Source organism: Micromonospora sp. NPDC048935 (genome assembly GCF_043197875.1).
Taxonomy (GTDB): Bacteria; Actinomycetota; Actinomycetes; order Mycobacteriales; family Micromonosporaceae; genus Micromonospora.
In genome coordinates this window covers 540488-555048 of record NZ_JBICTZ010000001.1, presented here as the reverse complement: position 1 = coordinate 555048, position 14561 = coordinate 540488, and the positions used below count along the sequence as shown (strand labels likewise).

The following is a 14561-nucleotide window of genomic DNA, read 5'->3' as shown; positions in this document are numbered from 1 at the left end:
CGGTCACAGCCGCCGGGGGCCGGTGTCCGGGCGGGCGGCCACCCCGCCCACCTGGACCTGGGCGTGCAGGACCGCGATGCCGTCCGGGCGGGCGAGCACCGGGTTGAGGGTCAGCGAGCGCACGCGGGGCTGTTCGTCGGCGAGCCGACCCACCCGCAGCAGCAGGTCGGCCAGGGCCTCCCGGTCGACCGGCGCGGCACCCCGGTGCCCGCGCAGCAGCGGCGCGGCCCGGGGCTCGTCGACCAGCTCGGCGGCGTCGGTGTCGGTAAGTGGCACCGCCCGCCAGGCCCGGTCGCCGAGCAGCTCGGTGGCGACCCCGCCGAGACCGAAGCCGACGACCGGCCCGAACGCCGGATCTTCCACCAGCTCCACCACACACGCCACTCCGGGCGCGACCATCGGCTGGACCAGCGCGTCCGCGCCGAAGGCCGCCGCCACCTCGGTGTACGCCCGACGGAGGGTCGGCTCGTCGGGCAGGTCGAGCCGGACCGCGCCGAGGTCGAGCCGGTGCCGCAGCCCCGGGGCGGCCGCCTTGAGCGCCACCGGATAGCCCAGCAGTGCCGCCGCGTCGACCGCCGCGTCGGCCGAGTCGACGGGCACCGACGCCACCACGTCGATCCCGTACGCGGCCAGCAGCGCCCCCGCGTCGGTGGCGTCGCCGCGGAACGCGGCAGGCGCGGCGGCCCGGTCGATGCCCGGCATCTCGGGCGTCACCCCGGGCGGGCGGCGGAGCCACTGCGCGTACCGGTGCACGCGGACGAGGGCCCGGACCGCCTCCTCCACCCCGGCGTACGCGGGCACCCCCGGCGGCAGCCGCCCGACCAGGAACGTCGCCACTGTCGGTTTGCCCAGCGCGAGGGCCGCCGGAAGTGCGGCCGTCACGTCGGCGTCCACCTCGGTCAGTTGGCCGGGCAGCGGCGGGGCGAAGACCACCACCAGGGCATCCACCCGCTCGTCGCCGGCCGTCTGTTCGAGAGCGGCGGCGAACTCGGCCGCACCGGCGCCCGGCCCGACGTCGCGGGGATAGCCCTCGGCGACGGTGAGGCCCTGCCCCACGCAGGCGGTGGCGGCCAGGCCGGTCAGGGCCGACGAGTTGCCCACCACACCGACCCGGCCACCGGCCGGCAACGGCTGGTTGGCCAGCAGCACACCCACGTCGAGCAGCTCCGGCACGGTGTCCACCCGGATCACCCCGGACTGGGCGAAGAGCGCCGCCACCGCCACCTCGTCCGGACCGGCGCTGTCACCCACCCCGGCCGGGCGGGCCGGCGAGGCGAGCGCGACGACCGGTTTGGCACGGCCGATCCGCCGGGCCAGCCGGGCGAACTTGCGCGGGTTACCGAACGTCTCCAGGTACAACATGATCACGTCGGTGCCCGGGTCGTCCTGCCAATACTGAAGGAGGTCGTTGCCGGAGACGTCGGCCCGGTTGCCGGCCGAGACGAAACTGGACAGCCCGAGGCCACGCCGGTCCGCCTCGGCGAGCAGCGCCACCCCGAACGCACCGGACTGGCTGAAGATGCCCACCCGGCCGGCCGGCGGCAGGGCCGGGGCGAGGGTGGCGTTGAGGCGTACCGTCGGGTCGGTGTTGGCCACGCCCAGGCAGTTCGGGCCGACGACCCGCATGCCGGCGGCGTGCGCCGCGCGGACCAGCGCCCGCTGCGTGGCCGCTCCCTCGGCGCCGGCCTCGGCGAAGCCGGCCGAGATGACCACCAGACCGTGCACCCCGGCGGCCGCGGCGTCGGCGACCACCGCGATCGCCGCCTGCGGGGGGACCGCCACCACCGCCAGGTCCAGTGGCGTCCCGGCGTCGACCGCCGACGGGTACGCGGGCAGGCCCGCCACCGTCGACGCGCTCGGATGCACCGGCACCACCGCGCCGGTGAAACCGCCGTCGCGCAGGTGCCCGAGCACGGCCGCGCCGACACCCTGGCCGGTGGCGCTGGCACCGTAGACGACGATGCCGCGTGGGGCGAGCAGCCGGGCGATCGAACGGGCCTCGGTGCGGTGCTCCCGGCCGCGCTGCACCTCCAGCGTGGCCTCGGTGGGCGCGATCGGGAAGCTCAGGTGCACCACGCCGTCGGCGTACTCGCGCTGGACCTGGTAACCGAAGTCGGCGAAGACCCGCAGCATCGTCCCGTTGGCCGGGAGCACCTCGGCGACGAAGCTCATGATGTCGTTGCGGCGGGCGGTGTCGGCCAGGTGCTCCATCAGCACCGAACCGATGCCCCGGCCCTGGTAGGCGTCCTCCACCACGAAGGCCACCTCGGCGTCCGGCGCCTGCGGGCCGAGCCGCTCGTAGCGGCCCACCGCCACGATCCGGTCGGCGGCCAGCACCACGAACGCCTCCCGGTCGTGGTGGTCGACGGTGACGAAACGGATCAGGTCGCGTTCCGGGATGCGGGGGTACGGGGAGAAGTACCGAAGGTAGCGGGTGCGCTCGGAGAACCTGCTGTGCATCGCCACGATGCCCGGCGCGTCGCTCGGCTCGATCTGTCGCAACTGGACGGTGCTGCCGTCGCTGAGCAGCACGTCCACCGGCTGGTCCACTGTCGTCACCGGCGCGGCCCTCCCCCGCCCGGCTCAGTCCCGCGGATCGTGCGGGTCGAGCCCGAGCAGCGGAAAGACCGCCTTGCGGGTCGCCGCGATCGCCCGGTCCACGGCGGTGGGCTCGCCGGTCGGCTGCCACGGCTCGTACGACGGGTCCGCGTCGTCGGTCATCCGCAGCGGCACCTCCCGGCCCAGACGGCGGGAGACGACCAGGTCCCGCCAGCCCGGCGGGGTGAGCGTGGCCGGGTCGATCGGGTCACCGGTGGCCACGGCCAGCAGGTGGGTCCAGGCCCGGGGCACCACCTCGACAAGCGCGTACCCGCCGCCGCCGGTGGCCACCCACCGGCCGTCGCACAACTCGTCGGCGAGTGCCCGCATGGCCAGGTAGGTGGCCCGCTGCCCGTCCACCGTCAGGTTCAAATCGGCGAGTGGATCCAGCCGGTGCCCGTCGGCGCCGCACTGGGTGACGAGCACCTGCGGCCGGAACGCGCGCAGCACCGACGGCACGATCGCGTGGAACGCCCGCTGCCAACCGGTGTCGTCGACACCCGGCGGCAGCGGCATGTTGACCACGCTGCCCTGCGCGCCCGGCCCACCCGTCTCGTCCGGAAAGCCGGTGTACGGAAAGAGGGCGAGCGGAGTCTCGTGCAGGCTGACCGTGAGCACCCGGGGGTCGTCCCAGAAGACCTCCTGGACGCCGTCGCCGTGGTGCACGTCGACGTCCACGTACGCGATCCGTTCCGCGCCCAGGTCGAGCAGGCGGGCGATGGCGACCGCGGGGTCGTTGTAGACGCAGAAACCAGCGGCGCGGGCGGGCATCGCGTGGTGCAGGCCACCGGCCACGTTCACCGCCCGCCGGGCGTCGCCACGCCAGACCGCCTCGGCGGCGGCCACCGTCGCACCGGTGATCAGCGCGCTGGCCTCGTGCATCCCGTCGAAGATCGGGTTGTCGGACGTGCCCAGCCCGTACCCGGCGAAGAGCGGATCGCGGGGCGCGGCCCGCACCGCGGCCAGGTAGGCCGGGTGGTGCACCCGGGTGAGCAGGGCGTCGTCGGCGGGCTCCGGCTTGACCATCCGCACCCCGGGCCGATCCAGGACGCCCAGCTCGCGGGCCAGCGCGACGGTCAGCTCCACCCGGACCGGGTCGAGCGGATGGTCACCCATGTCGTAGGCGAGCAGCGACTCGTCCCACACCACCACCGTGTCGTCGGACATGCGCCCATCGTCGCACGAGGACCGTCGCCGACCCACCGCACGCGCTGGTCAGCGCCCAGATGTCGGCCCGGAGGCGATCGGACGCGTCGGGTCGGCCACCCAGTTGCTCCACGAACCGACGTAGAGCGCGGCGTCCGTGCGGCCGGCCAGGTGCAGCGCGAGCACCGCCTGCGCGGCGGTCACCCCGGAGCCGCAGTACGCCCCGACGGCCCGCGCGTCGGTCACCCCGGCGGCGGCGAACCGCTCACCCAGCGCGTCGGCGGCCAGGAAGCGCCCGTCCGGGCCGACGTACTCGCCAGCGGGCAGGTTCGCCGCTCCCGGCACGTGTCCGGCGACCGGGTCGATCGGTTCGACCTCGCCCCGGTAGCGGGGTGCCGCCCGCACGTCGAGCAACACCGCGTCGTCCGCGGCGGCCAGCTCGGCGGCCTGCCCCGCGTCGAGCACCGGAAGATCACCGGGACGTACCTCGACGTCACCGGGAGTCGGGGTGGGCGCGTCGGTGCAGACGGGCCGGTCGGCGGCGACCCAGGCCGGGTAGCCACCGTGCAGCAGGCGCACCGGACGGTGCCCCGCCCACCGCAGCGTCCACCAGGCCCGCGCCGCGGCCAGGCCGTCGCCGCCGTCGTACACCACCACGGGGTGACCGGCGCGGACGCCGGCGGCACGCAGCGCGGCCTGCAGGGCCTCCGGGTCGGGAAGGGGGTGTCGACCGCCGGCTCCCGGCGGCCCGCAGAGGGCGGTGTCCAGGTCGACGAAGACCGCGCCGGGTAGGTGGCCGGCGAGGTAGTCGTCACGACCGGGCGGGCCGACGAGCCGCCAGCGGACGTCGAGCAGGGTGGGCGGATCGGCGTGGTCGAGCTCGGCGGCGAGCCGGTCGACCTCGACCAACGGCTCCTGGGTACCGGACATGGCGACCATCCAACACCATTCGTGCCAATGGCTCACGGCTCGGCGGCGGTCGCTGGTCCTTCTCCGAGGTAGCATCGTGCACCGGAGGGCCGCTGACGTTATGAAGTCTCACGACCTGGTCGACACGACCGAAATGTACCTGCGCACCATCCTTGAGTTGGAAGAGGAAGGGGTGCCACCGCTGCGTGCCCGGATCGCCGAACGGCTGCAGCAGAGCGGCCCGACCGTGAGCCAGACCGTCGCCCGGATGGAGCGCGACGGCCTGCTCACCGTCGAGGGCGACCGGCACCTGACACTCACCGCCCTGGGTCGCGGCAGTGCCGTGTCGGTGATGCGCAAGCACCGCCTCGCCGAGCTGCTGCTGGTCAACGTCATCGGGATGCCCTACGAGGAGGCCCACGAGGAGGCCTGCCGCTGGGAGCACGTGATGAGCGACGCGGTGGAGAAGCGGGTGTACGACCTGCTCAACCGGCCGACACGCTCCCCGTACGGCAACCCGATCCCGGGTCTTCAGGAGCTGGGCTCGCCGGCCGAGGAGGCCACCGAGGCGCCCGAGGGTGAGCGCAACCTGGCCTTCCCCGGCCTCTCCGGGCCGGTCGTGGTCCGCCGGATCTGCGAGAGCGTGCAGAAGGACGCCAACGTGCTGCGCCAACTGCACGCCGCAGGTGTCGACCCGGGCGCCACGGTGACCGTGGCGCAGGAACGCGACGGGGTGTCGATCGACCGGTCGGGCGACCGGGTGCGACTGCCCCGCGAGGTCGCCTCCCGGGTCTTCGTCGCCGCCAACTGACCAACCGGCCGCCCGGGCGCGTCACAGCGCCCGGGTGTCCACCTTCTTGGCCAGTGCGGCCAGGTCAGCGGTCAGTTTCTCCGCCGCCGCGCGCTCGCTGCCCCGCGCACCGGTCCAGCTCAACGTGGCCAGTCGCCCGTCGGCGGCCAGCCAGCCCACCTCGGCCACCGGCCCGTGCCCGCTCGCCGCGGCGGTGCTCCGGCGGTACGCCTGCTGCCCCAGCCCGGTGATCTTCGCCGCCTTTTCCGGCACCACGTCCGCCGCGAAGCTGGCCTTGTCGATCGTGGTCTCGGACACACTCAGCGTCAGCTCCGGCAGCGCCGCATCCCCGGCCCGGAGCACACACGTGTGCGTGTCGCCCTGTTCGCTGGCCGCCGCCACGTCGAAGCGCGTCCTCACCACCTGCTCGACCACCGCGAAGTCCAGCAGCCGGCAGGCGCCGCCCGAGGAGGCCGCCGCCACCTCCACCGCGATCGGCACCGGCGGCGGCACCGCCACCGGCTCGGCCTCGGCGGCGCAGCCGCTCACCAGCAGCCCCGCCAGCCCTCCGACCACGATCCGCCCGCGCACGCTCCACCCTCTCGCCGACCGACGGCGGAAGGCGCCCGCCGGATGTCCGTCGGACACCGTACGGGGTGTGGGTGTCGGGGCGAAAGCCCCCGTTGACGCCTATTCCGACGGTGGATCGTCCACGTACGGGCAGTGCCGGCAGCCGCGCCCGCAGCAGGTGCCGCGCCGAGCCAGGAAACCGGCGCTGAGCACGAACAACCCGCTCGCCGGGTCGAGGTAGCCGGCGTCGTCGGCGGCCAGCGCGGCGGTGTGCGCGGCGAGGATCCCGGCCCGGTCGGGGTGCGTCGGCGACAGTCGGGACGGGTGCGGCTCGGTGAGCGGCCGATCGGCCAGGGGTCGTCGCTCTCCGGTCACCCGCAGCAGTCTAGGGACAACCGGCGGCGGCTCAACCACGCTGGGCCAGCGCGGCGGTCACCTCGTCCCGGCCGGCGCCCATGGCGAGCAGCAGGCGCACTCGCCGCGGCGACGGATGCTCAACCGCGGCGGGTTTCGTCGTAGGGTCCGACGATGCTCGGGAACGATCGCTGAGACGAGCGCCGAGGAGACGCGATGCGGAAGATCGTTGTGCAGATGAGTGTGTCGTTGGACGGGTTCTTCGAGGGCCCGGGTGGCGACATCGGCTGGCACCAGGTCGACGAGGAGCTGCACAAGCACTTCAACGACGTGATCGCCCCGATGGGCGGGTTCCTCAGCGGCCGGGTCAGCCACGAGCTGATGGCCGCCTACTGGCCGACCGCCGACCAGGACCCGACCGCCAGCGCCCCGGAGCGCGAGTTCGCCCGCATCTGGCGGGACATGCCGAAGATCGTCTACTCCCGCACCCTGGAGCAGGCCGACTGGAACGCCACGGTGGTCCGCGAGGTGGACCCGGAGGAGGTACGACGGCTCAAGGCCGAGCCCGGCGGTGACCTGGCGCTCGGCGGGGCCGACCTGGCCGCCACCTTCGCCCGGCACGACCTCATCGACGAGTACCGCAGCTACGTCAACCCGGTGCTGCTCGGTCGGGGCCGCCGCCTCTTCCCCGACAGCGACGTCCCGACCGGCCTGCGGCTGGTGGAAAGCCGTGTCTTCGGCAACGGTGTGGTCCTGCTCCGCCACGAGCGGGCTCGCTGACGTCTGTCGCTTGAGTCTCCACCGGGGGGAGACGGCAGGGTGGGGGCATGAGCGGTGATGTGCGGTACCCGATCGGCGAGCTGGCCCGCCGCACCGGCCTGAGCGTCAAGAGCATCAGGTACTACGCCGACGCCGGCATCGTGCCGCCGACCGACCGGAGCCCGGCCGGCTACCGCCTCTTCGACGACGAGGCGGTGGCCCGGCTCGACCTGATCCGGACGTTGCGCGACCTGGGCGTCGAGCTGGCCACCATCCGTCGGGTGGTGGACCGCGAGGTGCCCCTGCCCGAGGTGGCAGCGGCGCACGCCGAGGCGTTGGCGGTGCAGATCCGGGTGCTGCGGCTGCGTCAGGCGGTGCTCACCGTGGCGGCGCGGCGCGGATCGGAGCCGGCCGAGGTGGACGACCTGCACCGGCTGGCCCGGCTCACCGCGCGTGAGCGGCGGCACCTGGTCGGCGACTTCCTGGCGACTGTCTTCGAAAGCCCGGACGACAGGCACCCGTACCGGGGCGTCCTCGTCTCGATGACCCCGGAGCTGCCCGACGACCCGAGCACCGAGCAGGTGCAGGCGTGGCTGGAGCTGGCCGGGTTGTGCCGGGAGCCCACCTTCCGGGCCTCCATGCGGCGGATGGTCCGACAGCACGCCGCCGACCACAGGGTGCCCGGGCTGCCCCGCCCGGATGCCGTCGCGGTGGTCCGGGACGGGGTGGCGGACGCCCTCGCCGCCGGTCTCGATCCGACCGGCCCCGAGGCCGGGCCGGTGGTCACCGCGGTCACCGGCCGGTACGCGCGCCTGCACGACCTGCCCGACGACGCCGACCTGCGCCGTCGGCTGCTGGACCGGCTGACAGTGGCGAACGATCCCCGCCGGGACCGCTACCTCGACCTGCTGTCAGTGATCAACGGATGGTCGAGCGGCGGCGCGGTAGCGCCGGCGGTGGACTGGTTCAGCCGAGCGCTGCGTGCCCGGATGCCGGACCCGGCTCGCTGAGCTGTCGCTGCCGGCTGCCGGGGGTCAGGCGAAGAAGCTCATCGCCTGACCGTGCCCCCGGGTCCAGGCCAGCGGCCTACCGTCGAGCGCGAGGACGTTGTGCAGCGCGTCGCTCGGCGGGTCGGGCAACCCGTCGTATCCCAGCACCTCCGGTGCCTCGTTCGCGATCCAGTGCCCCGGCAGCTCGCCGACCAGGCCGACGAACGCGTCCCGGCGCGGCGGCGGCACCTGGTAGAGCACGGAGGTGTGGAAGACCACGAGCGTCGCGTCGGCCGGCGCGCGGGCGGCCAGCGCCGGCAGGTCGTCCACCAGATCGCCGCGGACCAGCAGCGGAGGGTCGGCGGCGGCGACCGCCGCCGCCGCGCGCAGCCGGGCCCGCCGGTGCGCGTGCTCCGGCCAGATCAGGGCGTCCAACCAGGACACGTCGCCGGGGTCGGTCACGTCGAGCGGGTTGAGGTCCAGGCCAGCCCGCCACACCACCCGGGGTACGCGGACCGGCGGCACCAACCCGTTGGCCGCGCACTCCAGGACCGGCTCACCCGAGCCCACCTGATGATCGCCGTAGCGGTACGCGTACCGGTCGGGGTAGAGGCAGAGCCCGGCCGACGCACCGACCTCCAACAGGGCGAGAGGCTGCGGCAGCGCGGCCAGCAGCGGCAGCAGGACCGCGCACCGGCCCGCCTCGTTCGTCTGGGTGGCCCGGGTGCGCAGCTCCGCCTCGACGGCGGGCCAGTGCGTCACCACGTGGTCGTGGAACGTGGCCGGGTCGTCGACCGGGCCGCCGAGCCAGCGCACGACGCCGAACAGCAGATTCGGCTGCCGCTTGGCCGGCGGGAGCCCGTCGAGCAGGGCGAGCAGGGCGTCGTCGCGGGCGACGGCCTGGGCCAGACGCTCGTACGTGGGCGACACCCCACGCGCCTCACGGCTGCCGAACTCGGCGTACGCCTCAGCGGTCGTCATGCCCCCATCGTCGCAGCCCATTCCTCGGAAGTTCAGCCCCCGTTCCCGTGTACCGACTCACCGCTCTCGTAGGGTGCTGCGGCGGCCGGCCCGTTGAGCAGCAGCTCAGCGGGGGTGCGGGCAGGGCAACGGGAGGAATGTGTCGTGCGGGGTAGTGGTGTCCGGGTACTGATCGTCGGTGGAGGTGTCGCCGGACTGGCGACGGTGGCCGCGCTGCGGGACTGGGGCGCGACGATCGACGTGGTCGAGCGGGCACCCGGGCCGACCGACTCCGGCACCGGCATCTACCTCACCGGCAACGCCACACGCGTGCTCGACGTACTCGGTCTGGCCGAGCCGGTCGCGGACCTCGCCGTGGAGATCACCCGGCAGCGCAGCGCCAACCAGCGCGGACGCCGCCTCTTCGACATCGACGTGGTCGCGTTGTGGCGGGGCGTCGGGCCGTGCGTGTCGCTGCCCCGGGCGCACCTGCACCGGGCCCTGCTCGCCGGTGTCGGCGACGCCCCGATCCGTTGGGGCCGCCAGCCGGTCGCGCTCGCCGCGGAGGGCGACCGGGTCGCCGTCGAGTTCGACGACGGCAGCACCGAACGCTACGACCTGGTACTCGGCGCGGACGGGGTGAACTCGACGGTCCGCCGGCTCGCCTTCGACGCTCCGGCGGCCCGCGACCTCGGCCAGTACGCGTACCGGTGGGTCGCTCCCCGCGTCGACGCCGAGCCGGTCTGGTCGGTGCAGTTGGGGCGCGGCCGGCAGTTCCTGACGATTCCGATAAGCGCCGAGCAGACGTACTGCTACTACAACGACGGCCCGGTGGCCGACCGGCCCGGCTGGCGCGACGAGTTGGCCGCGACGTACACCGAGCCGGCCGCCACCATGCTCACGGCCCTCGACCACGACGACAGCACCCTGCACGCCGGGCCGAACCAGGAGGTCGTGCTCGACTCCTGGGCCCGGGGCCGGGTGCTGCTGATCGGTGACGCCGCCCACGCCACCTCGCCGAACATGGCGCAGGGCGCGGCGATGGCCCTGGAGGACGCCGTCGTGCTCGCCGCGTCGTTGGCCGCCGCCGGGTCCGTCGCCGAAGCCCTGCGCGGGTACGAGGCGCGACGACGCCCGCGTACCGACTGGGTGCTCAGCCAGACCCACCGCCGGGACAGAGCCACCGGGCTCCCGCCCGCGCTGCGCGACGTGGTGCTGCGCCGCCTGGGCGAGCAGATGTTCCGCTCGAACTACGGGCCCCTCTTCGCCCAGCCCTGAGCAGGCAGGCCGTCGGCGCGGGCGTCGACCGCGAAGATCGACTCGCGTGCACTGATCTCGGGGTGTCCGGGCGACGTTGACACCCCGATGTCGGCGAACCCGAGTTGACCACGCGCCCACTCCTGCCGGCTGAATGAGCCCGTGGAGCGGGGTCAGGTGGGCGGCCGCCCTGGTGATGGGGCATCATCGAAGGACCGGCGACTGGCGGCACGGGGATGGTGGAACCATCGGGGAGCCTCTCGCGGGCGTCGACCGCCTGGGCGCCTGCGTCGAGGACCCGCCATGACCACGACCAGCCAATCCGCGGAACACCACACCCCGTCCGGCCCGGCCCGGCTCCTGCCGGGCGCACCCGTCGCCGAAGCCGTCCTGGCCGAGACCGCCGCCGCAGCCGCCCGCCTGCGCGACCGCGGGATCACCCCGAGCCTCGCCACCATCCTCGTCGGCGACGACGACGCCAGCGCCGGTTACATCGCCATCAAGCAGCGTCAGGCCGCCGAACTCGGGTTCGCCTCCCCGCACGTGCACCTGCCCGCCACCGTCACCCAGGCCGAGCTGCACCAGGCCATTGCCCAGTTCAACACCGATCCGGCCGTGCACGGCATCCTCGTGCAGTACCCCGTGCCGGGGCATCTGGACTACGACGCGGCGCTGCTGACCATCGACCCGGACAAGGACGTCGACGGCATGCACCCGCTGAACATGGGACGTCTCGCCGTCGGCCTGCCCGGCCCGCTGCCGTGCACCCCCGCCGGCATCGAAGCCCTCCTGGCGTACCACGAGATCCCCGTCGCCGGTCGGGAGGTCGTCATCCTCGGCCGGGGCGCCACCCTGGGCCGACCCCTGGCGATGCTGCTCGCCCAGAAACGCCCCACCGCCAACGCCGCCGTCACCGTCGTCCACACCGGCGTCCCCGACTGGGCCCGCTACACCCGCCGCGCCGACATCCTCGTCGCCGCTGCCGGCGTACCCGGAATCGTGCGGCCCGAGCACGTCAGGCCCGGCGCGGTCGTCATCGGCGCCGGCGTCCGCTACGAGGGGCGGCGCCTCCTGCCGGATGTCGACGAAGCGTGCGCCGAGGTCGCCGGTGCCATCACGCCCCGGGTCGGCGGGGTCGGTCCGACCACCGTCGCGATGCTGTTCCGCAACGCCGTCCGCGCCGCCGAACGCGCAAGCCAGTAACCCGGCTCCCCCGCGAGCCCGCGACCAACTGGAAACGGCACTGCCCCGACCTCCGATGAGGGAAGCCGGGGCAGTGCCGCGTTTCGCGTACCTCAGCTGCAGCCGCTGGTGGAGCCGCAGCCCTCGCAGACGTAGCAGCTACCGGCGGGGCGCATCTTCGTACCGCAGGTGAAGCAGAGCGGTGCGTCGGCGGCCTTGCCGATCACGGCCTCCAGCAGCTCGGTGCTGGAACCCACGCTCGGAGCCGGCTTGGCGGCGGCCACGTCGGCCATCTCCTGGGCCGGCTGGGCCACCGCCTCGGTCTTGGCCGGGGCCTCCACCGGCGCCGAGGACGCCATCGCGGTGAGCTCCACGCCGGTGACGGCCGCGGCCTCCGCGTCGGCCTCTGCCCGCAGCTGGGCGGCCCGCTCGGACGCGGTGAAGATGCCCAACTCGGCGCGGCGCTCGTAGGGCAGGAAGTCCAGTGCCAGGCGACGGAAGATGTAGTCCATCACCGAGGCTGCCATCCGCACGTCCGGGTCGTCGGTCATGCCGGCCGGCTCGAAGCGCATGTTGGTGAACTTGCTGACGAACGTCTCCAGCGGCACGCCGTACTGAAGGCCGATGCTGATGGCCACCGAGAAAGCGTCCATCACGCCGGCCAGGGTCGAGCCCTGCTTGGACATCTTCAGGAAGACCTCACCGAGGCCGTCGTCCGGGTACGACGACGCGGTCAGGTAGCCCTCGGCGCCACCGACGGAGAAGCTGACCGTCTCGGACGGGCGCTTCTTCGGCAGGCGCTTACGCACCGGCCGGTACTCGATGACCTTCTCCACCACCGGCGCGGCCGGTGCGGACTCGACGTCGGCCGGCTCGGTGGCCTTGTTGGACTTGGCCACCGAGAGCGGCTGGCCGACCTTGCAGTTGTCCCGGTAGATCGCCAGCGCCTTGAGGCCGAGCTTCCAGCCCTCGAAGTAGATCTTCTCGACGTCCTCGACGGTGGCCGCCTCCGGCATGTTGACCGTCTTGGAGATGGCACCGGAGACGAACGGCTGGATGGCCGCCATCATCCGCACGTGACCCATCGGGGCGATCGTCCGCTCACCCATGGCGCAGTCGAAGACCGGGTAGTGCTCCGGCTTGAGGCCGGGCGCGTCCACCACGTGGCCGTGGTCGGCGATGTGCTCGACGATCGCCTCGACCTGCTCCTCGGGGTAGCCGAGGCTGCGCAGGGCGCGCGGCACCGTCTGATTGACGATCTGCATCGAGCCGCCGCCGACCAGCTTCTTGAACTTGACCAGCGCCAGATCCGGCTCCACGCCGGTCGTGTCGCAGTCCATCATGAAGCCGATCGTGCCGGTCGGGGCGAGGACGCTGGCCTGCGCGTTGCGCCAGCCGAACTTGTCGCCGATCTTGTTGCCCTGGGTCCACTGCCTGGTCGCCTCACGGACGATAGCGGTGGCCACCGGGCTGGTCGGCTTGATCTCGTCGTTGGCGGCGGCGTGCTTGCGCATGACCCGCTTGTGCGGCTCGGCGTTGCGGGCGTAGCCGTCGTAGGGGCCGACGACGCCGGCCAGCTCGGCCGAACGGCGGTACGCGGTGCCGGTCATCAGCGACGTGATCGACGCGGCGACCGAGCGGCCCTGCTCCGAGTCGTACGGCAGGCCGGTGGCCATCAGCAGCGCGCCGAGGTTGGCGTAGCCGATGCCGAGCTGCCGGTAGGCGCGGGTGGTCTCACCGATCTTGTCGGTCGGGAAGTCCGCGAAGCAGATCGAGATGTCCATCGCGGTGATGACGAACTCGACGGACTTGACGAACTTTTCCACCTCGAAGCCACCGTCCGCACGGAGGAACTTCATCAGGTTGAGCGAGGCCAGGTTGCACGAGGAGTTGTCCAGGTGCAGGTATTCCGAGCACGGGTTCGACGCGGTGATCCGCCCGGTCTCCGGGCAGGTGTGCCAGTCGTTGATCGTGTCGTCGTACTGCAGGCCGGGGTCGGCGCACTCCCAGGCTGCCTGGGAGATGGTGCGGAACAGCTTCTTGGCGTCGACGGTGTCGATCACCGAGCCGTCCAGCCGGCCGCGCAGGTCGAAGCCGCCGCCGTTCTCCACCGCCGACATGAACTCGTCGGAGACCCGGACCGAGTTGTTGGCGTTCTGGTACTGCACGCTGACGATGTCGGAGCCGCCGAGGTCCATGTCGAACCCGGCGTCGCGCAGCGCGCGGATCTTGTGCTCCTCGCGCGCCTTGGTCGCCACGAACTCCTCGATGTCCGGGTGGTCGACGTCGAGGATGACCATCTTGGCCGCGCGGCGGGTCGCGCCGCCGGACTTGATGGTGCCGGCCGAGGCGTCCGCGCCCCGCATGAAGCTGACCGGGCCGGAGGCGGTGCCGCCGGAGGAGAGCAGCTCCTTCGACGAGCGGATGCGGGAGAGGTTGACGCCGGCCCCCGAGCCGCCCTGGAAGATCCGACCCTCTTCCTTGTACCAGTCGAGGATGGAGTCCATCGAGTCGTCGACGGCGAGGATGAAGCAGGCGCTCACCTGCTGCGGCGACGGCGTGCCGACGTTGAACCACACCGGCGAGTTGAAGCTGAACACCTGGTGCAGCAGCATCCAGGTCAGCTCGTGGGCGAAGACCTCGGCGTCGGCGGGGCCCGCGAAGTAGCCGTACTCCTCACCGGCGGTGCGGTAGGTGGTGACCACCCGGTCGATCAGCTGCTTGAGCGACCACTCCCGCTCCGGGGTCCCCACCGCGCCCCGGAAGTACTTCGTGGTGACGATGTTGGCCGCGTTGACGCTCCACGACTCCGGGAACTCGACCCCCCGCTGCTCGAAGTTGATCGAGCCGTCCCGCCAGTTCGTCATCACGACGTCGCGGCGCTCCCAGCTGACCTCGTCGTACGGGTGGACCCCCTCGGTCGTCCACACCCGCTCGATCTTCAGCCCCGCGCCTGCCTTGCTACGTGCACGGCTAGTTGTCACGCCGTCGCCCCCCTCGTCTGCGCGGTCACCCACCGCGCGTCCCAATCTCTGGAAAAACTGTGC

General features: G+C 73.1%; 12 protein-coding genes. 5 read left to right on the top strand and 7 right to left on the bottom strand.

Features of this window, described 5'->3' with window-relative positions; all coding sequences use genetic code 11:
• Nucleotides 1-3 precede the first annotated feature (3 nt).
• Genes ACGFIW_RS02945 through ACGFIW_RS02935 form a run of 3 tightly spaced genes read right to left on the bottom strand, consistent with a single transcriptional unit; the run spans nucleotide 4 to nucleotide 4674 of the window.
• Nucleotides 4-2559, bottom strand: coding sequence for a GNAT family N-acetyltransferase (locus ACGFIW_RS02945; protein ID WP_393310637.1), 2556 nt, complete (start codon nucleotides 2557-2559; stop codon nucleotides 4-6).
• A 24-nt stretch (nucleotides 2560-2583) separates the two neighbouring features.
• Nucleotides 2584-3765, bottom strand: a complete 1182-nt coding sequence (locus ACGFIW_RS02940; protein WP_393310636.1) for an acetoin utilization protein AcuC — start codon at nucleotides 3763-3765, stop codon at nucleotides 2584-2586.
• A 48-nt stretch (nucleotides 3766-3813) separates the two neighbouring features.
• Nucleotides 3814-4674 carry a sulfurtransferase gene (locus tag ACGFIW_RS02935; RefSeq protein ID WP_393310635.1) on the bottom strand — a complete coding sequence of 287 codons (861 nt, stop codon included), beginning with the start codon at nucleotides 4672-4674 and terminating at the stop codon, nucleotides 3814-3816.
• Between the two features lie 100 nt (nucleotides 4675-4774).
• Between ACGFIW_RS02935 and ACGFIW_RS02930 the strand changes: the two genes are divergently transcribed.
• Nucleotides 4775-5464, top strand: coding sequence for a metal-dependent transcriptional regulator (locus tag ACGFIW_RS02930; RefSeq protein ID WP_393310634.1), 690 nt, complete (start codon nucleotides 4775-4777; stop codon nucleotides 5462-5464).
• A gap of 21 nt (nucleotides 5465-5485) precedes the next feature.
• Here the strand turns inward: ACGFIW_RS02930 and ACGFIW_RS02925 are convergent, their stop codons facing one another.
• Entirely contained in the window at nucleotides 5486-6034 is a 549-nt protein-coding gene (locus ACGFIW_RS02925) for a hypothetical protein (RefSeq protein ID WP_393310633.1), read from the bottom strand.
• Nucleotides 6035-6133: 99 nt separating this feature from the next.
• Entirely contained in the window at nucleotides 6134-6388 is a 255-nt protein-coding gene (locus ACGFIW_RS02920; RefSeq protein ID WP_393310632.1) for a DUF5522 domain-containing protein, read from the bottom strand.
• A 195-nt stretch (nucleotides 6389-6583) separates the two neighbouring features.
• On the opposite strand from ACGFIW_RS02920, the gene ACGFIW_RS02915 reads away from it, so the two are divergent.
• Together ACGFIW_RS02915 and ACGFIW_RS02910 are read left to right on the top strand one after the other, a co-directional pair.
• Nucleotides 6584-7147, top strand: a complete 564-nt coding sequence (locus ACGFIW_RS02915; protein WP_393310631.1) for a dihydrofolate reductase family protein — start codon at nucleotides 6584-6586, stop codon at nucleotides 7145-7147.
• 47 nt (nucleotides 7148-7194) lie between these two features.
• The gene (locus ACGFIW_RS02910; protein WP_393310630.1) at nucleotides 7195-8136 is read left to right on the top strand and encodes a MerR family transcriptional regulator; all 942 of its coding nucleotides are present in this window, start codon (nucleotides 7195-7197) and stop codon (nucleotides 8134-8136) included.
• A 24-nt stretch (nucleotides 8137-8160) separates the two neighbouring features.
• On the opposite strand, the gene ACGFIW_RS02905 is transcribed toward ACGFIW_RS02910, so the two are convergent.
• Complete coding sequence (locus ACGFIW_RS02905; RefSeq protein WP_393310629.1) at nucleotides 8161-9096, bottom strand: DUF2332 family protein; 936 nt, start codon at nucleotides 9094-9096, stop codon at nucleotides 8161-8163.
• Nucleotides 9097-9240: 144 nt separating this feature from the next.
• Between ACGFIW_RS02905 and ACGFIW_RS02900 the strand changes: the two genes are divergently transcribed.
• Both ACGFIW_RS02900 and ACGFIW_RS02895 read left to right on the top strand, forming a co-directional pair.
• Nucleotides 9241-10353, top strand: coding sequence for an FAD-dependent monooxygenase (locus ACGFIW_RS02900; protein ID WP_393310628.1), 1113 nt, complete (start codon nucleotides 9241-9243; stop codon nucleotides 10351-10353).
• Between the two features lie 282 nt (nucleotides 10354-10635).
• Entirely contained in the window at nucleotides 10636-11535 is a 900-nt protein-coding gene (locus ACGFIW_RS02895) for a bifunctional 5,10-methylenetetrahydrofolate dehydrogenase/5,10-methenyltetrahydrofolate cyclohydrolase (RefSeq protein ID WP_393310627.1), read from the top strand.
• Between the two features lie 92 nt (nucleotides 11536-11627).
• Here the strand turns inward: ACGFIW_RS02895 and ACGFIW_RS02890 are convergent, their stop codons facing one another.
• On the bottom strand, nucleotides 11628-14531 hold the full coding sequence (locus ACGFIW_RS02890) for a vitamin B12-dependent ribonucleotide reductase (RefSeq protein WP_393310626.1): 2904 nt from the start codon (nucleotides 14529-14531) through the stop codon (nucleotides 11628-11630).
• Nucleotides 14532-14561: the final 30 nt, after the last annotated feature.

Excerpts from the sequence above, each read along its gene's own strand:
- ACGFIW_RS02910 (WP_393310630.1), top strand. The coding sequence starts at position 7,195 with ATGAGCGGTGATGTGCGGTACCCGATCGGCGAGCTGGCCCGCCGCACC.
- ACGFIW_RS02905 (WP_393310629.1), bottom strand. The coding sequence starts at position 9,096 with ATGACGACCGCTGAGGCGTACGCCGAGTTCGGCAGCCGTGAGGCGCGT.
- ACGFIW_RS02940 (WP_393310636.1), bottom strand. The coding sequence starts at position 3,765 with ATGTCCGACGACACGGTGGTGGTGTGGGACGAGTCGCTGCTCGCCTAC.
- ACGFIW_RS02895 (WP_393310627.1), top strand. The coding sequence starts at position 10,636 with ATGACCACGACCAGCCAATCCGCGGAACACCACACCCCGTCCGGCCCG.
- ACGFIW_RS02915 (WP_393310631.1), top strand. The coding sequence starts at position 6,584 with ATGCGGAAGATCGTTGTGCAGATGAGTGTGTCGTTGGACGGGTTCTTC.
- ACGFIW_RS02935 (WP_393310635.1), bottom strand. The coding sequence starts at position 4,674 with ATGTCCGGTACCCAGGAGCCGTTGGTCGAGGTCGACCGGCTCGCCGCC.
- ACGFIW_RS02930 (WP_393310634.1), top strand. The coding sequence starts at position 4,775 with ATGAAGTCTCACGACCTGGTCGACACGACCGAAATGTACCTGCGCACC.